We start from the raw sequence: 20229 nt of genomic DNA on the forward strand, positions 1-20229 counted from the left end.
CGGCGCTTCGTGACCGGCTCGCCCCCCGCACCCGCACGGCATCTGGCTCCGGCCCTGTACCTCGGCGGCAGCAGCCGGGTCGCGAGATCTGCCTCATTATAAAAAGGGTTGCCCTTGGTGGGTAAATCGGTTAAAAATTGAGCTGTCTCCTATTCGACCCCTTGTCCTCATCCGGGAAAACATGCCCCCAAAGATACTGATCATAGATGATGACAGCTCGTTACGGCGCGTGCTCGAGTACAACCTGCAGCAGGAAGGGTACGACGTCTACACCGCTGCCGACGGCGCCGCCGGGCTGCAGCTCTTCGAGGAGAAATCCCCCCAGCTCGTGATCACCGACCTGAAGATGCCGGGAGTCACCGGGTTCGAGGTGCTTTCCTCGGTCAAGGAGCGGGCTCCCTCCACCGTGGTCATCGTATTGACCGCCTTCGGCGCCATCGACACCGCCGTCGAGGCGATGAAGCTCGGTGCCTTTCACTACCTCACCAAGCCCTTCAACAGGGAGGAGCTGAAGCTGACCGTGCTGAAGGGGCTCCAGTTGCAGGGGCTCTCCGAGGAGAACCGCCTGCTCAAGGAGGAGCTTTCCGGCCGCACCGAGTTCAAGAGCATCGTCGGGACCTCCCGTGCCATGGAGGGGGTTTTCTCCGTGGTGCGCAAGGTTGCCGACACCGAGGCCACCGTCCTCATCACCGGGGAATCCGGGACCGGGAAGGAGCTGGTGGCGCGCGCCATACACTCCGGGAGCTCCCGCCGCGGCGCCCCCTTCGTGGCGGTGAACTGCGCCGCGATCCCCAAGGACCTCCTGGAGAGCGAGCTCTTCGGTCACGTGAAAGGGGCTTTCACCGGCGCCATCCGCGACAAGGAGGGGAAGTTCCAGCTGGCCGACGGCGGCACCATCTTCCTGGACGAGGTGGGGGACCTCCCCATCGAGTTGCAGCCGAAGCTGTTGCGGGTCTTGCAGGAACGGGTGGTCGAGCCGGTGGGGGGGACCTCGCTGCAGAAGATCGACCTCCGGGTCGTGGCCGCCACCAACGCCGACCTCGAGCGCTGGATCGCTGAGGGGAAGTTCCGCGAGGATCTCTACTACCGGCTCTCGGTGATCCCGATCCAGCTTCCGCCGCTGCGGGAGAGGGTGGAGGATGTGCCGCTTTTGATCCGCTATTTCTGCGGCAAGTTCGGCGCGGAAGGGGTGACCTTCAGCAAGGAGGCGCTGCAAAGGCTCAAGGAGTACGGCTGGCCAGGCAACGTCCGCGAACTGGAGAACACGGTGGAGCGTCTGCTCATCATGCGCGAGGGTGACCAGATCGGGGTGGACGACCTTCCCGCCAAGATATCGGCCGCGGCGCCACCTCCCGAGGGGGGTGTGCTGAGGCTCCCGGCCGGCGGGTATTCGCTGGAGCAACTCGAGATGGAGGTGGTCCTGGAGGCGCTCAACCGCTGCGACTGGAACCAGACCGCCGCCGCGCGCTTCCTGCGCATCCCGCGCCACACGCTGATTTACCGGATGGAAAAGTACAACATCACGCAACCGGGGAGGAAATGATGAGACGTTGGATCGCTGCCGTGCTCGTGGCCGCGGCGCTGGGTGTGGCCGCCGCGGGGTGCACGAAGAAATCAGCCGACTTGCCGGCCGTCGAGGGGAATGCGGCGCCGGATTTCACGCTTAAAGACCTCTCCGGCAAGCCGGTGCAGCTCTCGACCCTGAAAGGCAAACTGGTGCTGGTGAACTTCTGGGCCACCTGGTGCCCCCCGTGCCGGGAGGAGATCCCGTCCATGGTGAAGCTGAACCAGGTGATGCAGGGTAAGAACTTCCAGATGCTCGCCATCTCCATCGACGAGGGGGGGAAGGGCGCCGTCGAGGAATTCTTCAAGCGCGGCGGCGTAACGCTCCCCGCCCTGCTCGACACCGACGGCCAGGTGGCCAGGCGCTATGGCACCACCGGCGTCCCCGAGACCTTCGTGGTCGACCCCAAAGGGGTCATCAGGAAGAAGGTGGTGGGGGGGCTGGACTGGAGCAACCCCGAGGTGATACAGGCCCTGCAGGAAATAATGGGCGGCAAATAACCTAAGCTCGCCCGCCCCTCACGGGGCGGGCGCAACCGCTAACGCCAGGAGGAAACGTATGGAAACGAACAACATCAGCATGATCGGCGCTTTCGTGGCGGGGCTGCTGTCGTTTCTCTCCCCTTGCGTGCTGCCCCTGATCCCCTCCTACATCACCTACATCACCGGGCTTTCCTTCGCCGACCTGAACGCCGAGCACCCAAGCCACAAGGTGCGCCAGCAGACCATCATCCACTCCCTGCTCTTCATCGCCGGTTTCACCTGCGTCTTCGTCCTTTTGGGGGCCTCGGCCACCTTTGTCGGTGATTTCCTGCACGAGCACAAGACCGCGATCCGGCGCATCGGCGGCATCCTCATCGTCATCTTCGGCATCCACGTCTCGGGGCTCTTCGACATCACCATGCTGCTGGGAGAGAAGAAGCTGACGCTGCACAGAAAACCGGCCGGGTACCTCGGGAGCTTCGTCGTCGGCGTGGTCTTCGCCGCCGGATGGACCCCCTGCATCGGGCCGATCCTCGCCACCATCCTGGCGGTCGCCGCCACCGAAGGGCGGGGAGTCTGGCTCCTTCTGTCCTACTCGATGGGACTCGCCATCCCGTTCTTCATCGCCTCCCTCGCGCTGCACCAGTTCCTGGTCTTCTTCCGCCGCTTCAAGCGGCACATACGGCTGTTCGAGGTCATCACCGGGGGCTTCATGGTCGTCGTCGGGATACTCATCTTCACCAACTCCATGGTGCTGATCAGCAGGTACACCAGCGCCTGGTTCGGCGAGTGACGGCGGACCTTACCATCCAGCTCTGCGTGTCCGACCTCGATACCACCGAGGCCTTCTACGCGGGCATCCTGAGCCTCCCGGTGCAGCGCCCGGTCACGGCGCCGGGAGCGCCGGAGCACCTGCTTCTGGAAACGGAGGAGATTCAGATCATCTTCGTGGAGGATGCGGCGGTGGCGCAGCTGCACCCCATCCTGCAGGCGCGCCTGGAGGGGTTCCCGCGCGGGGTGGGGATGACGCTGCATCTTGTGGTCGAGGGGATCGAGGAGATCTACCAGGAGCTGCAGGAAGAGGACCTGGAGATCCTCTACCCGCTGGAGAGAAAGCCGTACGGGACCTACGAGCTCTGGTGCTTCGATCCCGACGGCTATCTGGTTGTGCTGGAGGAACCGGTCGGCTAGCCGGTCAGGGGGCGCTGATGGTGAACAGGGCGCTCTCCTCCCCGCTTTGGTTCACCACCTGCAGGGTGATTTCCTTCGGGGTCGGGTCGTAAGGGAACCTCAGGTAGGTCATCTGGTTGCACCCGCCGTACACGAGCTGCTCCCTCTCTCCCACCAGCTGTTTCCCGGTGGCGAGTCTCTTGCCGTCCACGACCAGCACCGAATTCTGGTGGAAATTCCTCCCGCTCACGATCAACTCGTAGTAGTTCACGAACTCCCTCCCCACGGACACGTTCGCTATCTCTGGCTTCGCGTCGATGAAGAGTGCCAGCACAGTCGACGAGGCGTCGGTGGGGTTCTTCACCTGGACCTGATGCACCCCGGCGGGGAGCGTGGGAGCGGTGAAGGCGAGCATGACCGGGGAGATGAAGCGGGTGGTGAGCACGGCACCGTCGAGGAGCACGCGGGTGCCGGTGCGGAAGTTGGCCCCGTTGACCAGCACCTCGCGCTCCCGGCCGGTGGCGCAGCTGGTGACGGTGTCGGGGATGAGCGAGGAGACCACCGGCTTTTGCGCCTGCAGCACGAAGTTGAAGGGGCGGGTGGTGGCGCCGTCATCGCGTTTCAGGAACAGGGCGTAGGCGCCCGGCGGCAGCTCGGGGAGCTCGAAGGTCATGATGCGCCCCCCGACGACCTGTGCGGGGAGTTCCCGGCTCCCCAGCATGACGGTGGTGGCGGAGGTGAAGCCGGTGCCGTTCAGGGTCACCGTGGTGCCGGGCTCGCCCTGGGCGGGGAGGATGCTGAGGACGCTCAGCGCCGCCAGCCGGCCGGAGTCCGCCGCCGGAGGGGGCGTCTGCTGGGCCGGCGCGGTCGTCGCGCAGAACAAAAGAAACAGCAGGGTGATGGTCAACTTGCGGATCATGAGAGTCACCTCCGTGCAACGTGATTGAATAGCAGCATGCTGACTGGCGGAGGCCATTTTCGGCCCTGGGCGGTCAGTTGTCAATGGTAAGGGCGAGCCATCCCCCAGCGGCCAGGAAGATGAAGTTGGTGGCCCACGCGGCCACCACGGGGGGGAGCAGGCCGACCTGCCCCACCGAGATGATCACCGAGTTGATGATGACGTAGAGAAAGCCCACCCCGATGGAAATGCCGACACCGAAGGCGATGCCGCTTGACCTCCCGCCGCGCAAGGCGAAGGGGATCCCCAGGAAGGCCATGACGGCACAGCCGAAGGGGAGCGAGATCCTGCTGTGGAACTGGGTGATGTAGCGGGTGGCGTCGTATCCCCCCGCCTGGATCTTCTTGCAGTAGCGGTTGAGCTGCCTGAGGGTCATGCTGTCCGAGTACCTCCCCAGCACCTTGAGGTCGGCCGGCTTCAGTTTCAGGGGGGCGAGCAGCTGCGGGTACTTGCGCGTCTTCATCACCTCGGCACCCTGGAAATCACGCACCACCACTTCGCTTAAGGTCCACCCGCGCGGGCCGAGCTCCCCAAGGGTCGAATCGGTGCGCCGCAGCGGCAGCCCGGTCCCCGGCTGCATCTCCCAGATGGTGACACCCTTAAGCTGGTTCAGGCTCGGCTCGAAGAGGCTCGCGCGCAGCACGGTATCCCCCTCCCGGTACCAGATGTTGTGCTGACGGAAGTACATCCCCGGGGCCTTCTTCTGGATCAGCACCGCCTGGATGTAAAGACGCTGGGCGTACGTCTTGGGTATGACGAATTCCCCAAGCGCCAGGACGGTGAGGCTCATGAGGAGCGAGATGCCGAGAATGGGGGCGGAAATGCGCACGAGGCTTATACCGCAACTGCGCATGGCGGTAAGTTCGGAACTGAGCGAGAAGGCGCCCAGGGTGAGCAGAGTCGCCATGAGCACGGCCAGCGGCGCCGAATCGCTGATCATCTCCGGGATCTTGGTGATGAAGAACAGGGCCAGGTGCTGCCACGAGGCGCCGCTACGGGAGAAGCGGCCGATCTTCTCCATGAAGTCCACCACGAGGTAGATGGTGACGAAGGAGCCCAGGCAGAGCCCCAGCATCCTCAGGTACGCCTTGGCCACGTACCGCGTCAGGATACTCATCGCTTTACCCCCTTGCCGATGCGGTTTACGACCGCGTCCTTGGCGCTGCGGTACAGGGTGGTCAGCGGGAGCGGTTCCTCGGCAGCGGTCTTCACGAACAGGTAACCGCCGGCCAGAAGGAAGATGAGGTTCGGCCCCCAGCCGGAAAGAAACGGCGGCAGGACCGACTTCTCTCCGAGGGCGCCGAAGCCGGAGAGCGCGACGTAGTAGCAGAGAATCACGGCGATGCTGAGCGAGAAGCCGGATGCCTTGCCCGAACGGCGGTTTTGGATCCCCAGCGGAACCCCCACGAAGGTGAAGACTATGCAGGAGAACGGGAGCGCCAGGCGGCTATGCAGCTCCAGACGGCGGGCCAGGACGTCCTTCGCGGGAGTCCCCGGCGGAGGGTGCCGCAACTCGGAGATGCTCATCTCGCTTGTCTTTCTGGGCTCCTTCGGAGTCGAGTCGGCCAGGGCAACGCGCAGGATGTACTCCTGGAACTGGACCATGCGGTACCCCGCCCCTTCCTCGCTGCGGTGGATCGAGCCGTTTTTGAGCTGGAATTCCATGGAGCGGCTGGCCGGGTCGGAGAAGAGCGCGCCAGTGGCAGCGAAGATGGTGGTCGGCGCCTTGGGGTTGCGCTCGTCGTGGACGATGACCCCCACCATGCTCTGCCCCTTGGCATCCAGGCCGTCGGCGTAGATGACCATGTCGGGAAAGGCGTTGTTGAAGACCTTCTCCTTGATCGAGACGCCGGCGCTGCTCTGAGCTATGTCCAGCATCAGCTTCTTGAACGAGCTGTTGCCCCAGGGGACGGCGTAGATGGTGACCCAGAGGCACCCGAGGGTGGCGAGCACGGAGAAGAGCAGGGGAGGGGGGAGGAGTCCGTACAGGCTGATGCCGCAGCTCTTCATCGCCGTCACCTCGCTGTCGCCGGAGAGGCGCCCGAAGGCGAGCAGTATGGAGAGAAGCAGCGCCATGGGGATGGTGAAGAGCCAGAAGGAGGGGAGGAGGTAGCTCACCATGCGCAGGACGTCGCCGAAGGGAACCCCCTTCTCGACCACCATCTCTGCCAGCTTCAGGAAGCGCCCCATCAAAAGGACGAAGGTGAAGGTCACCATGCCCACGAAGAAAGGGGGCGGTATCTCGTTGAAAATGTAGCGGTACAGGGTCCTTTTCATGAACTGCCGATCTTACATGAGATGGCCGGGGAAGTAAAGGAGGGACCGATCTTAACTACTCCTTGACCTCTGTTTTCATTTCGGGTTAAAAAGGTGGGCATGGAAAACAAGGACATCATCAGGAAAGCCCTGCTGTTCTCGGGCCTGGAAGAGGAGTACCTGGTCGAACTCGCCGAGATCGCGGTGCGGCGCCCCTTCGCCAAGGGTGAGACGCTGTTCAGCGAGGGGGAGAAGGCCGAGGGGTTCTATCTGCTCGCCGCGGGGGCGTTGAAGCTGTGCAAGATCTCCCCGGACGGGCGCGAGAAGGTGCTGCACATGGTGCACCCGGTGGAGACCTTCGCCGAGGCGGCCTTCTTCGGAGACGGCAAGTACCCGGCCGAGGCGCGCGGGGTGGAGCGGGGAGAGGTCCTGTTTTTCCCGCGCGGCGCCTTCATGGGGCTTTTGGAGCGCAACCCGCGCTTCTCGATGAACCTGATCGCCTCGCTGTCGCTCCTCTTGCGGCGCTTCGCCCGGCAGATCGAGGAACTCTCCTTCGCCGACGCCCCCTCCCGGCTCGCCTCCTACCTCCTGGACCTGGCCGGGCGCAAGAGCACCAGCTTCCAGGGGAAGACCTACCTCGAGCTGGATATGCGCAAGGGGGAGCTCGCCTCGCGGCTCGGCACGGTCAGCGAGACCCTCTCCCGCACCTTCAAGAAGATGAAGGACGAGGGGATCATTGAACTGGACGGCAACAAGGTGACCATCATGCAGATGGAGAGGCTCAAGATGATGGCGGGGAAGTAGCCCCGCGAGGAGCAGTACTGTAGATGGACCAAGAGCCCCCACGGTTAGACCGTGGGGGCTTTTCTGTTAATGCTACTTTTCCCGTTTTTCCCGTCGCTTCTCCTCCTCATGGAACCGTTCTCGAGCGCTGCACCTCGCCAAGCCGGACGCCACCTGCCCCGCCGCGAGGGCGTGCCGGCGCCGCAACCGATTGAAACTAAATTATTAATTAACATTTTTAACTAAAGTGCCCTTTTCCGCTTGCTATGAGCGAAGCGGCTGCTATACTTTTGCCGTTTCGACCTGTCATATCATGAGCCGCACCCGGAGGGAGCTTGGATTGGGAATGCTGTTGGAGCAGGGATCAGATCGAGCCCGAGAATTGCCCGTACATAGGCGAGGGGGAGGAGGACCTGTTAGTTTCCCAGCGCCGCAGGATCGTGGAGAAGTGCGTTGAGTGCCCCCGCTTCAAGAACGACCTGGCCCGGATGAAGGGGTCGGGTTACCCGCTGTCCGACGTACTCCCGTACATACTGACCGAGTTCCAGGAACAGAAGTCCCAGATGGGGGCCATGCTGAGCTTCTTGAACAGCAAGACCCGCGAGATCAAGTTCCTGCGCGAGGTGGGCCTCGTGCTGCAGACCTCGCTGGACCTGGACGAGGTCCTCTCCATAGCCATGACCGCCATCACCGCCGGGAAGGGGTTCGGCATGAACCGCGCCTTCCTGCTGATGACGGACAAGGACCGGCGTCACATCCGCGGCTACCTCGGCGTGGGCCCCCGGGATTACGAGGAGGCGTGGCGCACCTGGGAGGACATCGGCCGCAGCAACTTCACCCTGAGGCAGCTGGCGCGGGATTTCCAGAAGACCAAGCTCAACTCGGAGAAGGTGAAGTTCCACGACATCCTGAACCAGCTCACCGTCCCCCTGGCCGACCAGGGGCACATCTTCAACCGGGCCCTGTTGGGGAAGAAGCCGATCCTGGTGGAGAACGCGCTGAACAACCCGGACCTGGACCGGGGGCTGGCCCGCATCCTCGGAGTGGATACCTTCCTGGTCATGCCGCTCATCTCCAGGAACCGCCGCATCGGCGTCATCATCGCCGACAACTGCATCACCCATAAGCCGATAACGCTGCAGGACATGCAGTCCCTGGAAACCTTCGCCTTCCCGGTCGCCTTCGCGCTGGAGCGCGCCTCCCTGTACGAGCGTCTGCAGGAGGAGGTGGCCAAGCAAAAGGCGGCCAACGTGAAGTTGCGCGAGCAGCAGGAGCTGATCGTGAAGATGGAGAAGATGGCGCTGGTGGGGAAGATCACCTCCAGCATCGCCCACTCCATCAGGAACCCGCTCATGGTGATCGGCGGTTTCGCCCGCACCCTCTTGAAGGCGACCCCGGACCAGGACGAGAAGCGGAGCTACCTGGAGTCGATCGTGCGCGAGACGCGGCAGCTCGAGGATGTGCTGAGCGAGGTGTTGGACTACTCCGAGTCCCTGTTCCCGGTCACCGACTTCTGGGACTTGAACGAACTGGTGGGTAAGGCGATGGGGGAGCTGGAAGGGGCACTGGAGCAGGCGGGGGTCCGGTGCCGCATGGAGCTTGCCCCTGAGCTCCCCATGGTGCGCATCGACTACAAGCAGATCAGCTACTGCCTGAAGACCATCACCGCCACGGCGCTTGCCGCCATCGAGCAGGGGGGGGAGCTGCGCATAGAGAGCGTGCTGGACGGGGACGGGGTGCTCCTGCGCGTCAGCGATGACGGCAGGCCCTTCACCCAGACCGCCCAGGAGGCCCTCACCGCGCCCTTCTTCCAGACCCAGGAGCTCGGGGAGGGGGTGGGGCTCTCCCTGTGCAAGTCCATCCTGGAAAGGCAGGGCAATTCTCTTTCGATACTAAGCCGCCCCGGGGGCGGCAACACGTACAGCATCAGGCTTTTGACGAGAAAGGAGAACATCTGACATGGCGAAACTGTTGGTGGTTGATGACGAGGCGAACATCAGGTTGCTGTACGCCCAGGAGTTGAGCGATGAGGGGTACCAGGTGGTGACGGCGGGAAGCGCCCTCGAGGCGGTTGAGAAGCTGGAGTCGGAAAGCTTCGATCTCGCCGTGATCGACATAAAACTCAAGAACGAGAGCGGCCTCGAGCTTTTGCAGCGCATCGTCAAGGAGCGCCACACCATCCCGGTGATCCTGTGCACCGCCTTCTCCTGCTACAAGGACGATTTCTCGGCCTGGCTCGCCGACGGTTACGTGGTGAAGTCGAGCGACCTGCAGGAACTGAAGGACGAGATCTCCCGGGTCCTCGCCAAGAGGCAGCGGGGAGCGTACGTCTAAAGGCCTCTGACCCCGCTCACCTTGTACCGGCAACGCCCTGGTCTCACCTTTACCTTAACCTCAACCTGATTCCCGGAGGCTGCACCTATGAAGGCAGTGATTATGGCGGGTGGCTTTGGTACCCGCATGCAACCGCTCACCTGCAACATCCCCAAGCCGATGGTTCCGCTCATGAACCGTCCGATCATGCTGCACATCGTCGAACTGCTGAAGAAGTACGGCATCACCGACCTGGTCATGCTCCTGTACCATCAGCCCAGCGTGATCAAGAACTTCTTCCGCGACGGCGCCGACCTCGGGGTGAGGATCACCTACGTGACTCCCCTGGAGGACATGGGGACCGCCGGCGCGGTGAAATGCGCCGAGAAGTACCTGGACGAGCGCTTCCTGATCATAAGCGGCGACCTCCTCACCGATTTCAACCTCCAGAAGGTGATCGATTTCCACGAGGCGAACAAGGCCCTGGCCACCATCACCCTCACCTCGGTGAAGGATCCGCTCCAGTTCGGCGTGGTGATCACGGACAAGGAGAAGCGCATCACCCAGTTCCTGGAGAAGCCGGGGTGGGGCGAGGTGATCTCCGACACCATCAACACCGGCATCTACGTGCTGGAGCCGGAGATCTTCAAGTTCATCCCGGAGGGGGAGAACTTCGACTTCTCCCAGGACCTGTTCCCGCTTCTTTTGAAGAAGAAGTCGGCGCTGTTCGGTTTCCCGGTCAAGGGGTACTGGAGGGACATCGGCAACACCGATTCCTACCGCGAGGCTCACCACGACATACTCAAGGGAAAGGTGGGGGTCAAGGTGGACGAGCCGCGGCGCGAGATGGCCGGCGTCGATCTGAGGGTCGGGGTCGACGTGAGGCTGGGCGAGGGGACCGTGGTGGAAGGGACGGTGGTCGTCGGCGACAACTCGCAGGTGCAGGGGGGGGCGGAGATCAAGGACTCGGTCATCGGCCGCAACTGCATCATCGAGCCGGGGGCGAAGCTCACCCGGGCCGTCATCTGGGACAACGTCTACATCAAGAAGAGCGCCAAGATCAACGACTGCGTCATCTGCAACAACGTGAGCGTCGGCGCAGCGACCGTGATGGAAGAGGGGGGGGTGGTGGCGGACGACACCGCCATCGGCGAGGAAAGCTACATCAAGCGGGACGTGAAGATCTGGCCGAGGAAGCTGATCGAGGCGGGCTCCACCGTCACCGGCAACCTGATCTGGGGCGAACGCTGGAAGAAATCGCTGTTCGAGGGGGAGATGATCAAGGGGCTCACCAACATCGAGCTCACCCCCGAGTTCGTGGCGAAGCTCGGCTGCGCCTACGGCACGTCGCTTCCCAAGGGGAGTCACGTCCTGGTCGGCCGCGACGCGACCCTCTCCTCCCGCATGTTGAAAAGGAGCTTTCTCGGGGGGATCCTCTCCGCCGGCGTCAACGTGCGCGACATCAGGATGGTGTCGCTCCCCATCCTGCGCTACAAGCTGCGCACCTTCGGCGAGGTGGGGGGGGTGCACTTCCGCCAGTCGCTGGAGGACCCGGCGACCACCGAGATCGTCTTCCTCGATGCCGACGGCCTCGACTTCTCCTCCTCCATGGGGAAGAACATCGAGCGCATCTTCTACAAGGAAAACTTCCGGCGCGCCCACCACATGGAGCCCGGCGGGATCACGGAGCTGCCGCAGGTGATGGACTTCTACCGCGAGGGGTTCTTCCGGGGGGTGGACCAGCAGCTCATCAGGAGTTCGAAGGCCAAGGTCGTGATCGATTTCAACCACTCCCCGGCCGGGCAGATCCTCCCCCAGATCCTCAACGACCTTGGGTGCGAGGTGATCGGTCTCAACACCTACCTGGACGAGCAGCGCGGCTCGAAGACGGTGGACGAGAAGCCCAACTCCCTGCAGCAGCTCGCCAAGATCGTGATGACGCTGGAGGCGCGTGCCGGCTTCTGGCTCGATCCGACCGTCGAGGAGGTGGTGCTGGTGGACGAGACCGGCAGGATCTACCAGCCGGAGGAATTCCTCTCGCTCATGACCACGCTCATGCTGAAAAGCGGCTCCCGGGGCGCCTTCGCGGTCCCGGTTTCGGCGCCGTCGGTGATCGAGCAGATCGCCCAGGAAAACGGCTCTTCGGTGCGCCGCACGAAGAGTGTGGACCGCGCCATGATCGAGGCGGCCATCTCGCCGGAGGTGGTCATGGCCGGCTCCATGGCCGGGCGCTTCGCCTTCCCGAAGTTCCAGGCCGCCTTCGACGGCATGTTCACCATCGCGAAGACCATCGAGCTCTCCAGCGCCGCCGGGGTGCCGCTGTCGCGCGTCCTCAAGGAGGTCCCCAGGAGTTCCTTCCTGCAGGGGAAGGTCCCCTGCGTCTGGGAGAAGAAAGGTGGCATCATGCGCAAGATGAGCGAGGACAGCCTGGACAAGGAGGCCTCCTTCATCGACGGCATCAAGGTCTCCTTCGGCAACGACTGGGTGCTGGTGCTCCCGGACCAGTACCAGCCCGTGATCCACGTGGTGGCCGAGGCCAAGGACCCGAAGACGGCGCAGAAGCTCCTGGATGAGTACATGCACAAGGTGGAGCGCTGGAAAAAGGAGCTGGCCCAGTAAGAGGCGCCGCCGGTCGCGCCGCACCAAGGGGATAGGATGACCGAACCACTGTACCTCACGCTGCTTTGGCACATGCACCAGCCCTTCTACAAGGATCCGGTCCGGGGGGAGTACCTGCTCCCCTGGGTCTACCTCCATGCGGTGAAGGACTACTACGACATGCCGGCCATCGTCGCTGAGAGCCCCGGCGCCAAGGTGGTGTTCAACCTGGTCCCCTCGCTTTTGGAGCAGATCCTCGACTACGCCTCCGGGGAGGCGGTCGACCCTTACCTGGAACTCGCGCGCAAGGCGCCGGGCGACCTGGGCCAGGAGGAGCGGCTTTTCCTGCTGGAAAACTTCTTCTCCGCCAACAAGCGGCGCATGATCGAGCCGTACCCGCGCTACCTGGAGCTGTACCGGATGGCGGGGGACGGCGTCCCGGGGACGGCAGCGTCGCGGGCGCCCCTCTTCGCGGAGCGGGATCTGCTGGACCTGCAGGTCTGGTTCTATCTCGCCTGGACCGGCGAGGCGGCGCGCCGCCGCTTTCCGGTCTTCGGGGAGCTGATCCGCAAGGGGAAGGGGTTCGACGCGGCGGACAAGGCCTCTCTCTTCGACACCCAGCGCGAGCTGATCTCCGGGATCATCCCGCTGTACCGCAGGCTGCACCAGGAAGGGAAGGTCGAGCTCTCGGTCACCCCCTACTTCCACCCGATCCTGCCCCTTTTGTGCGACGCACGCATCGCGCGGGTGGCGCTTCCCGGCGCGAACCTCCCCAGCGTCGACATCCGCTACCCGGAGGATGCGCGGGGGCAGGTGGCCCACGGCATCGAGAGCTTCGAGAGGCTCTTCGGCTTCAGGCCGCGCGGCATCTGGCCGGCGGAAGGTTCGGTGAGCGACGAGGCGCTCGGGATCATGGCCCGGGAAGGGTTATGCTGGACCGCCTCCGACGAGCGGGTGCTGGCCCAGACCCTTCCCGGCGGCCTGGGCGCGGAGCGGGAAGCGCTCTACCACCCTTACCTGTTTCAGCAGGGGGGGGCGGAGATCGCCCTGTTCTTCAGGGACCAGGTGCTCTCGGACCAGATCGGCTTCACGTATTCCCAGTGGGAGCCGGAACGGGCCGTCGCGGACTTCATCGGGCGGGTGAAGGAGATCAGGCAGCAGAGCCGCTCTCCCCGGGTGGTCCCGGTGATCCTCGACGGGGAGAACGCCTGGGAACACTACCAGCACAACGGGCTCCCCTTCCTCTCCAGGCTCTACGCCGCGCTGGCGCAGACCCCGGGGGTGGAGCCCGCCACCTTCTCGGAGGTGCTGGAGCGGGTCCCGGAGCGGCGGTTGCTGCGCCACGTGCACCCGGGCTCCTGGATCAACGCCGATTACGGCATATGGATCGGTCACCCCGAGGAGAACCTCGGGTGGGAATACCTGGCCCGGACACGGGAGGCGGCGGTGCAGCGCAGTCCGGAGGTGGCGCAGCTCCTCTCCGGCGGCACAAGCAACGACGAGGCGGCCCGGCGCGCCTGCAAGGCCCTCTACGCGGCGCAGGGGAGCGACTGGTTCTGGTGGTACGGCGACGACCACTTCTCCCCCCACTCCGGAAGTTTTGACCTGCTGTTCCGCAGCCACCTGATCAACGTCTACCGGCTGCTGGCGCTCGAGGTCCCCGGGGAGCTGCACGAGCCGATCAAGAAGCAGCGTCCCGCGGGCTTCGTCAGGGGGCCGTCGCGGCTCATCACCCCCTCCCTGAACTCCGCTGCCGACGACTACTTCGAGTGGCTCTCCGCCGGCCTCTACGACCTGACCAGGCAGGGAGCGGCGATGCACGCGGCGGACGCGGGGCTGCAGTCCTTTTTCTACGGTTATGACCTGGAATACTTCTATTTCCGGATCGACGGGGCACAGTCGCTGGAAAAGCTGCTGCAGCCGGGCGACCGCCTCTCCCTGCACCTCATGGGAGGGGGAGAATACCGCATCGAGATGCAGGCCGGAGACGGCGAGGGTGAACTGCAACTTTTGAAGGATGGGAGCTGGCAGCCTTCCGGCGGGGTGGGACGCTACTGGGTCGGCCGCAGCGCGCAGTTGCGCATCCCGCTCCCGGCCCTGCGGCTCGACGCGGGGGACCGGCTCTGCTGTTACCTTACCCACTCCCGCGGGGCCAGCCTGATCGGTCGCTGGCCGACGGAGGCGCCGCTCGCGCTGGCCTACGCGGGGCCCTGCCTGGGGATGGAGCAGGGAACGCTCAACGAGCTTTCCCCGGTCGACCCGGACCCATCTTAAATTTTTCTTTTACAAAAAAACTTTACCCGGGGGCGCTCTTAATCTAGAATGTGCCTATAATTCCAGGGTGTTAGAGGTCTTACATGAAGATTTTGTTTGTTGCATCTGAGGTTACACCCTTTGCGAAGACCGGAGGCCTGGCGGACGTCGCCAGTGCGCTCCCGAAGACTCTGAAAACGCTCGGGCATGACGTCCGGATCATGATGCCCTTCTACTCGGTGGTCGAGAGGGGGGGGGTGGCGGTTCGCAAGGGGCGCAAGAGCGCCTCGGTCATGGTGGACGGCGTCGAGAAGAAAGGCTTTCTGCGCCAGGCCTCGCTCGGGGAGATCCCGGTTTACCTCATCGAGAACAAGGAATACTTCGCCCGCGAGGAGCTCTACGGCACCCCGAGCGGCGACTATCCCGACAACGCCCAGCGCTTCTCCTTCTTCTGCCGCTGCGTTTTGGAGCTCTTGAAGAAGATGGACTTCAGGCCGGACATCATCCACTGCCACGACTGGCAGACCGCGCTGATCCCGCATTACCTGAAGCACGAGAGGAAGAACGATCCCTTCTTCACCAGGACCGGGGTCATCTTCACCATCCATAACCTGGCCTACCAGGGGCTCTTTCCCAAGGAGGAGCTCGCCACCATGGGGCTCTCCAAGGAGTGCTTCAACATCGACGGCCTGGAATTCTACGGCAAGGTCAATCTCCTGAAGGGAGGCATCCTCTCCGCCGACCTGGTGACCACGGTTTCCGAGGCCTACTGCCGCGAGATACAGACCCCGGAGATGGGATGCGGGTTGCATGGGGTGCTGCAGACCAGGAAGGACGACCTGGTCGGTATCCTCAACGGTCTCGACTACGAGGAGTGGAACCCGGCCATGGACCGGGAGATCATGAAGAACTACAGCCATGCCTCCCTCTCGGGGAAGATGGTCGACAAGATCGGGCTGCAGCGGCTCGTGGGGCTCGCCAGCGCCCCGGAGATCCCGGTGTTCGGCATGGTCTCGCGCATGGTTGCCCAGAAGGGGTTCGACCTGATCGCCGAGCTCCTGCCGGTGATCGCCAAGGCCCCGATGCAGCTGGTACTGCTGGGCAACGGCGAGGAGCGCTACGTGAAGGCCTTCAACGACATCAAGGCCGCCGGAGCCCGCAACATCGCCTTCACCAGCGGCTTCGACCATTCCCTGGCGCCCAAGATCTACGCCGGCAGCGACATGTTCCTGATGCCTTCCTTCTTCGAGCCGTGCGGGCTGGGGCAGCTGATCGCCATGCGCTACGGCACGGTTCCGGTGGTGCGCAGGACCGGGGGGCTTGCCGACAGCGTCTTCGACCCGCGGGACAACGACAAGACCCCCAACGGCTTCGTCTTCGACGAGTACAGCGCGGAGGCGCTTTGGGAGGCCATTAACCGGGCGGTGACGGCGTACCAGGACAAGGCGTTCTGGAAGAAGCTGATGCGTCGCGGCATGAGCAGCGATTATTCCTGGCAGAACTCGGTGCACAAGTATCTGGAGCTGTATCGCAAGGCGTTGCTGCGCAAGGGAGGGGAGGCGTAAGGTGGAACACGAAGATCTCGACGAACTCGCAGGTGAGATCCGGAGGCTCATCGAAAGCAACAAGGAATTTCTGAAGCGCGTCGTCGAGGAGGATTACGACGACGACGAGGAAGAGGCGGACGACGAAGAGGAGAATCCGGAGGACCCGGAGGATTTCGAGGAGTTGTAATTAGAGCCGTGCGCTGGGACTCAACGAAAAAAGGCGGCGCCGAGACCTGATCTCGGCGCCGCCTTTTGTTTGCGGCTCTTTCGGAAGCTGTCGTTGGTCCCCCGCCCCTTGCGGAAGGGGGTAGTGGGTGGGGGAAGCTGTCGCCGTTATTTCGCGGCAGGCTGCTCCGGAACGATGTCGACCGAGGTGATCGGGGCCGGGCCGGCCGGTGCAGCCGGAGCCGCCGGTGCGGCCACCTTGGGAGCCGGCGCCGGTGCCACGGCCTGCGGCGTTACGGTCGCAGGTGCGGCCGGGGCCGGGGTGGCAGGGGGCGCCGGCGGTGTGTAGTAGACCGGGGCGTTTGCCGGAGCCGGCGGCGTCTCCTTTTCCTTCTCCTTGGCACCAAAGAGCGGTTGGTAGGTCTGCATGAGCGCGAGCATCTCGTCGAACTGCTTCACGTAGAGGGTGGAAACCTCGGGGCCGTTGGGGACGGAAGATGGTTCGCTCTTCGCGAACGCCGCGTTAACGCCGGCCACGGTCTTGAACTTCACGTCGACCTTGTCGGTGAGGTTTGCCGCCGCCTCGTCGAAGTCGGGGTACTGCAGCGAGAAGAACATAGGGTAGGACGGGGATTGGCGCCGGAAGTTCGGGTATTCCCAGATGGTGGTCCCCTCGCGGTCCAGCATCACGGCGGACATGGAGAGGTAGTTGTAGTCCGTCTCCAGGTAGGAAAACAAGTTGCTGGAATAGACCTTCGCCGGCTTGGTGAGGCCGCTCACCGTCACGAAAAGGACCGCGTCCAGACCGTTCTCGGTCATGAGCTGTTTCAGGTCGTCTTTCTTGAAGAAGTACTTGTTGTAGATGATGCCTGCGTCGTCGCGCTTTTCGCGGTTCCAGACCAGGGAGGTGAACAGCCGGTCGGGGTCCGCCGTCACGGGGCGCACTGCGTAGAAGATGCCGGTGCTCCTGATCCTAGCCACCAACTCCTTCTCGTTTTTGAAGTTGTAGCCGCGCACGATGGAGAGGATGGCCGGCTTCTCCGGGTGCTTGATGTCGCTCTCGGCGTCGGTGAAGAACGGCGCGACCCCGATGGTGCGCACCTTCTTCTCCAGGGTTTCCTGGGGGATGTTGTAGTAATTGTGGGCGCAGCCGAAAAGCGCGCTGGTGGCCAGCATGAGCAGGGCAAGTCTGAACAAGGTCCTCATCTGTTGACGCCTCCTGTAAAGGATTCTGACTCTCCGCCGTCTTATATCAGAAGCTTGGCTGGAGCGCTAGAGCTTATTGCTCATCTTCCAGCATGATGAAGCCCACCTGCCTGCCGGTGTCACCTTCGTCGCGGCGGTAGGAGAAGAAGAGTTCCTGGTTGCAGCTGACGCAGTGCTCGCTGACATGTATGTGGTCGGCGGGGAGACCGGCGTCGGCGAGCAACTGGCGGTTCGCCTTGCCCAGGTCGAGCATCCACTTCCCTTCCCCCTTTGCGGTCGCGCAGAGGTCCCAGGCCATGCCGGCTTGTTTGAAGGCGTCGCGCACCGGGGCGTCCACCTCGTAGCAGCAGGCCCCGATGTGGGGACCGATGGCGGCGCGGATGTCCTTCTTGGCGCAGCCGAACAGGCTCACCAGCGCCTCCACCCCCTTGGCAGCGATGTTTCCCGCGGTCCCTTGCCACCCCGCGTGCAGCGCGGCCACCACTTTCCGTACCGGGTCGTGCAGCAGGACGGGGACGCAGTCGGCGACACAGACGGCGATCATGATGCCGGGCTGGTTGGTGACGATCCCGTCGCATTCAAGCTTCAGGAAGTGGGAGAGCTCCGGGTTGGGCGCGTCGATGACCAGGAGGTCGGTGCCGTGCACCTGGCTCACGGTGAGGAAGCGGTCCAGCGTCGCGCCCAGGCTGCGGGCGAGCAGGCTGCGGTTCCCTTCCACGTTGTGCGAGGAGTCCAGGGTGTTGCTCCCCAGGTTCAGCGAGTTGTACGGGGGACGCGACACCCCTTCGTGACGCGTGGTGAAGCCGGCTACGGAGCCGGCGGCGAGCCGCGGCTTCAGGTACTGGATCTTTCCTGCTTTTTGCATTTCCATGTATGACACCTCTTTTATGTATGTAAGGGCTTGGACCGGGGAGTGGACGAGGAAGGCTTTTCAGCTCCTAGTCCCCCGCCCCCTGGCCCCGGTTTATATCTTCCAGGTAGGCGACGATGCCGGCCATGTCCGGCGGCAGTTCCGTGTCGAACTCCAGGTACTCCCCGCTGACCGGGTGGAGAAACCCGAGGGTCTTCGCGTGCAGCGCCTGGCGCCCCATCGCCCTGATCATCTGCTTGAGAACCGGGTCCTTCAGTTGGGCAAGCCGGCTGCCGCCGCCGTAGACCTCATCCGCCAGCAGCGGGTGTCCCGCCTCGGAGAGGTGCACCCTGATCTGGTGCGTGCGCCCCGTCTCCAGCTTCAGGCGCACCAGCGTGACGCCGGGATAGCGCGCCTCGACCCGCCAGTGGGTGATGGCGTTCTTGCCGTGGCGCGCCTTCCCCGACATCTTCTTCCGCTCCACCGGGTGGCGCCCGATGACGGATTCGATGCGTCCACGGTCCTCCTTGGGGCTGCCGTACACCAGCGCGAGGTAGATCCGCTTGATGGAGTGCACCTTGAACTGGTCGGCCAGGCCGTTGTGGGCCCGGTCGCTCTTGGCGATTACCAGCGTTCCCGAGGTGTCCTTGTCGATGCGGTGCACGATGCCCGGCCGCAACTCGCCGCCGATACCCGAGAGGTCCTTGCAGTGGGCCAAGAGCGCGTTCACCAGCGTCCCCTCGGCGTTGCCCGCGCCGGGATGCACCACCATGCCAGCCCCCTTGTTGACCACGACGATGTCGCCGTCTTCGTACAGGATCTCGAGGGGGATCTCCTGGGGCTGCGGTTGAGCGGGCGCCGGCGGCGGGATGGTAACGGTGACCGCCTCCCCTCCCTTGAGCTTGAGGGACGGTTTTTGCGGCTGCCCGTTCACCGTGGCCTGGCCGGTTTCGATGAGCCTCAGGGCGGCGGAGCGGGTGAGTTCGGGGACGCTGCGGGCGATGAAGCTGTCCAGCCTTTCCGGATCGGTGTCGCAAGGGAAGGTGAGTTCAATCGGTTCCATCTATAGTGGTTTCTCCTGGGAGGCTCTCCCGTAAAAAAAGCGCGGGCGCGTTTCGATGGAAGCGCGCCCGGGTCGTGTCTAGTGCGGTTGTGGTACTGACTACCAGATGTTGGATTCGATCTTTCCCGCCCGCTTGATCAAGACGTCGACCACGGCGATGTCGAATATGTTCGATTGCGCCAGTTCCTGGCTCACCCGGGACTGGAAGTGCTCCCTTCCTTCTGCCAGTTGGTCGTTGAGGAGTTCGAAAATGTTGTCTTCCTTGATCCCCTGCTCGACCTTCTCGCGGTTGTAGAGGGCTACATCCGATACGATGGCCCTGGCCAGCCTTCTGGCCTGATCCTGGTTTTCTATGAGACTCATCGATGACTCCCTGGCGGTCAAATATCAGGGGACACTATACGCAGTTTTTGATCAAGATTCTATCTTAATTTTAAGGCGAAATAGATGTTGGCATTTCCGCGCCGCACCAGGAGCGCCACCGCACCCCGGTTGTTCGCATCCTTCATCGCCTTTTGGTACTCCGCTAGGTTACGCACCTTCTTCTGGTTCACCGATACGATGATGTCGCCACGCTGAATGCCGCTTTCCTCCGCGATGCCGCCGGGCTCGAGGTCGCTCACCACGACACCGGCAATGCCGCGACGCCGCATTTCGGGTCCCACTTCTTCCACGGATAGTCCCAGCACCCCCGCCTCGCGCTCCGGTCTTTGAGTCTGCGACTGTGCCGGTGCGCTCTCGGCAGGCGCGGTGGTGACGATAACCTTGTGCTCCTTGCCGTCGCGGTAAAGCTCGATCTCCACCTTCTTGCCGATGGGGGTTTCACCGACCATCCGCTGCAGTTGGCGCACGTCCTTCACGTTCGCGCCATTGAAACCGGTGATGATGTCTCCCTGCACGATTCCGGCCCTGGCGGCGGGGCCGCCGGGCACCACCTCATTCACGAGAGCCCCGCCGGCCTTTGGCAGTCCGAACGACTTCGCCATCTCCTCCGTGACCGACTGGATGGAGACGCCGAGCC

19 protein-coding genes (1 of these 19 running past the window's edge) are annotated in these 20229 nt (G+C 63.6%); 11 read left to right on the forward strand and 8 right to left on the reverse strand.

Features of this window, described 5'->3' with window-relative positions; genetic code table 11:
- The first annotated feature begins 181 nt into the window (after positions 1 to 181).
- The 4 genes from KP001_RS19885 to KP001_RS19900 are packed head-to-tail and all read left to right on the forward strand — an operon-like array spanning position 182 to position 3237.
- Positions 182 to 1543, forward strand: coding sequence for a sigma-54-dependent transcriptional regulator (locus KP001_RS19885; protein ID WP_217287255.1), 1362 nt, complete (start codon positions 182 to 184; stop codon positions 1541 to 1543).
- Positions 1543 to 2064, forward strand: a complete 522-nt coding sequence (locus tag KP001_RS19890) for a TlpA disulfide reductase family protein (protein ID WP_217287256.1) — start codon at positions 1543 to 1545, stop codon at positions 2062 to 2064. The genes KP001_RS19885 and KP001_RS19890 overlap by 1 nt, the downstream gene beginning before the upstream one ends.
- Positions 2065 to 2122: 58 nt before the next feature.
- The gene (locus KP001_RS19895) at positions 2123 to 2839 is read left to right on the forward strand and encodes a cytochrome c biogenesis CcdA family protein (protein WP_217287257.1); all 717 of its coding nucleotides are present in this window, start codon (positions 2123 to 2125) and stop codon (positions 2837 to 2839) included.
- The gene (locus KP001_RS19900) at positions 2836 to 3237 is read left to right on the forward strand and encodes a VOC family protein (protein WP_217287258.1); all 402 of its coding nucleotides are present in this window, start codon (positions 2836 to 2838) and stop codon (positions 3235 to 3237) included. The genes KP001_RS19895 and KP001_RS19900 overlap by 4 nt, the downstream gene beginning before the upstream one ends.
- 4 nt (positions 3238 to 3241) lie before the next feature.
- Here KP001_RS19900 and KP001_RS19905 read toward each other — a convergent pair whose 3' ends face one another.
- The 3 genes from KP001_RS19905 to lptF all read right to left on the reverse strand — a co-directional run bounded on the left by KP001_RS19905 (position 3242) and on the right by lptF (position 6451).
- Positions 3242 to 4135 (reverse strand): choice-of-anchor Z repeating domain-containing protein, encoded by an 894-nt coding sequence (locus tag KP001_RS19905; protein WP_217287259.1) that lies wholly within the window; start codon positions 4133 to 4135, stop codon positions 3242 to 3244.
- 73 nt (positions 4136 to 4208) lie between these two features.
- Positions 4209 to 5291, reverse strand: coding sequence for an LPS export ABC transporter permease LptG (gene lptG, locus KP001_RS19910; protein ID WP_217287260.1), 1083 nt, complete (start codon positions 5289 to 5291; stop codon positions 4209 to 4211).
- Positions 5288 to 6451 (reverse strand): LPS export ABC transporter permease LptF, encoded by a 1164-nt coding sequence (lptF, locus tag KP001_RS19915; protein WP_217287261.1) that lies wholly within the window; start codon positions 6449 to 6451, stop codon positions 5288 to 5290. The genes lptG and lptF overlap by 4 nt, the downstream gene beginning before the upstream one ends.
- A gap of 99 nt (positions 6452 to 6550) precedes the next feature.
- Here lptF and KP001_RS19920 point away from each other — a divergent pair, with 99 nt between their 5' ends.
- From KP001_RS19920 to KP001_RS19950, 7 genes are all read left to right on the forward strand, one after another.
- A complete protein-coding gene (locus KP001_RS19920) occupies positions 6551 to 7234 on the forward strand; it encodes a Crp/Fnr family transcriptional regulator (protein ID WP_217287262.1) in 684 nt (227 codons plus the stop codon).
- A gap of 314 nt (positions 7235 to 7548) precedes the next feature.
- Positions 7549 to 9171 carry a sensor histidine kinase gene (locus KP001_RS19925; RefSeq protein WP_217287263.1) on the forward strand — a complete coding sequence of 541 codons (1623 nt, stop codon included), beginning with the start codon at positions 7549 to 7551 and terminating at the stop codon, positions 9169 to 9171.
- 1 nt (position 9172) lies between these two features.
- Entirely contained in the window at positions 9173 to 9547 is a 375-nt protein-coding gene (locus KP001_RS19930; protein WP_217287264.1) for a response regulator, read from the forward strand.
- Between the two features lie 87 nt (positions 9548 to 9634).
- Positions 9635 to 12145 (forward strand): mannose-1-phosphate guanyltransferase, encoded by a 2511-nt coding sequence (locus KP001_RS19935; RefSeq protein WP_217287265.1) that lies wholly within the window; start codon positions 9635 to 9637, stop codon positions 12143 to 12145.
- A gap of 36 nt (positions 12146 to 12181) precedes the next feature.
- Positions 12182 to 14398, forward strand: coding sequence for a glycoside hydrolase family 57 protein (locus tag KP001_RS19940; protein ID WP_217287266.1), 2217 nt, complete (start codon positions 12182 to 12184; stop codon positions 14396 to 14398).
- 83 nt (positions 14399 to 14481) lie between these two features.
- Positions 14482 to 15942: a glycogen synthase GlgA gene (gene glgA / locus KP001_RS19945; RefSeq protein ID WP_217287267.1), complete on the forward strand. Its 1461-nt coding sequence runs from the start codon at positions 14482 to 14484 to the stop codon at positions 15940 to 15942.
- Position 15943: 1 nt separating this feature from the next.
- Positions 15944 to 16111 carry a hypothetical protein gene (locus KP001_RS19950; RefSeq protein ID WP_217287268.1) on the forward strand — a complete coding sequence of 56 codons (168 nt, stop codon included), beginning with the start codon at positions 15944 to 15946 and terminating at the stop codon, positions 16109 to 16111.
- A 146-nt stretch (positions 16112 to 16257) separates the two neighbouring features.
- Here the strand turns inward: KP001_RS19950 and KP001_RS19955 are convergent, their stop codons facing one another.
- From KP001_RS19955 to KP001_RS19975, 5 genes are all read right to left on the reverse strand, one after another.
- Positions 16258 to 17295, reverse strand: a complete 1038-nt coding sequence (locus tag KP001_RS19955; RefSeq protein ID WP_217287269.1) for a hypothetical protein — start codon at positions 17293 to 17295, stop codon at positions 16258 to 16260.
- A gap of 73 nt (positions 17296 to 17368) precedes the next feature.
- Positions 17369 to 18166, reverse strand: coding sequence for a peptidoglycan editing factor PgeF (pgeF, locus tag KP001_RS19960; protein WP_217287270.1), 798 nt, complete (start codon positions 18164 to 18166; stop codon positions 17369 to 17371).
- A 67-nt stretch (positions 18167 to 18233) separates the two neighbouring features.
- On the reverse strand, positions 18234 to 19208 hold the full coding sequence (locus tag KP001_RS19965; protein ID WP_217287271.1) for an RluA family pseudouridine synthase: 975 nt from the start codon (positions 19206 to 19208) through the stop codon (positions 18234 to 18236).
- A gap of 99 nt (positions 19209 to 19307) precedes the next feature.
- The gene (locus tag KP001_RS19970; RefSeq protein WP_217287272.1) at positions 19308 to 19571 is read right to left on the reverse strand and encodes a hypothetical protein; all 264 of its coding nucleotides are present in this window, start codon (positions 19569 to 19571) and stop codon (positions 19308 to 19310) included.
- 59 nt (positions 19572 to 19630) lie between these two features.
- Positions 19631 to 20229, reverse strand: partial view of a DegQ family serine endoprotease gene (locus KP001_RS19975; RefSeq protein ID WP_217287273.1) — the 3' portion only. It continues 835 nt past the right edge of the window; 599 of the gene's 1434 nt are visible here — the last part of the coding sequence; the start codon falls outside the window, past its right edge — the gene reads right to left on this strand; the stop codon is at positions 19631 to 19633.

The sequence above is a fragment of the Geomonas subterranea genome (assembly GCF_019063845.1).
Classification (GTDB): domain Bacteria; phylum Desulfobacterota; class Desulfuromonadia; order Geobacterales; family Geobacteraceae; genus Geomonas; species Geomonas subterranea.

Coding starts and splice junctions, on each gene's coding strand:
- KP001_RS19895 (WP_217287257.1), top strand. CDS start 2,123: ATGGAAACGAACAACATCAGCATGATCGGCGCTTTCGTGGCGGGGCTG.
- lptF (WP_217287261.1), bottom strand. CDS start 6,451: ATGAAAAGGACCCTGTACCGCTACATTTTCAACGAGATACCGCCCCCT.
- pgeF (WP_217287270.1), bottom strand. CDS start 18,166: ATGGAAATGCAAAAAGCAGGAAAGATCCAGTACCTGAAGCCGCGGCTC.
- KP001_RS19885 (WP_217287255.1), top strand. CDS start 182: ATGCCCCCAAAGATACTGATCATAGATGATGACAGCTCGTTACGGCGC.
- KP001_RS19970 (WP_217287272.1), bottom strand. CDS start 19,571: ATGAGTCTCATAGAAAACCAGGATCAGGCCAGAAGGCTGGCCAGGGCC.
- KP001_RS19965 (WP_217287271.1), bottom strand. CDS start 19,208: ATGGAACCGATTGAACTCACCTTCCCTTGCGACACCGATCCGGAAAGG.
- lptG (WP_217287260.1), bottom strand. CDS start 5,291: ATGAGTATCCTGACGCGGTACGTGGCCAAGGCGTACCTGAGGATGCTG.
- KP001_RS19890 (WP_217287256.1), top strand. CDS start 1,543: ATGAGACGTTGGATCGCTGCCGTGCTCGTGGCCGCGGCGCTGGGTGTG.
- KP001_RS19930 (WP_217287264.1), top strand. CDS start 9,173: ATGGCGAAACTGTTGGTGGTTGATGACGAGGCGAACATCAGGTTGCTG.
- KP001_RS19920 (WP_217287262.1), top strand. CDS start 6,551: ATGGAAAACAAGGACATCATCAGGAAAGCCCTGCTGTTCTCGGGCCTG.
- KP001_RS19955 (WP_217287269.1), bottom strand. CDS start 17,295: ATGAGGACCTTGTTCAGACTTGCCCTGCTCATGCTGGCCACCAGCGCG.
- KP001_RS19935 (WP_217287265.1), top strand. CDS start 9,635: ATGAAGGCAGTGATTATGGCGGGTGGCTTTGGTACCCGCATGCAACCG.
- glgA (WP_217287267.1), top strand. CDS start 14,482: ATGAAGATTTTGTTTGTTGCATCTGAGGTTACACCCTTTGCGAAGACC.
- KP001_RS19905 (WP_217287259.1), bottom strand. CDS start 4,135: ATGATCCGCAAGTTGACCATCACCCTGCTGTTTCTTTTGTTCTGCGCG.
- KP001_RS19940 (WP_217287266.1), top strand. CDS start 12,182: ATGACCGAACCACTGTACCTCACGCTGCTTTGGCACATGCACCAGCCC.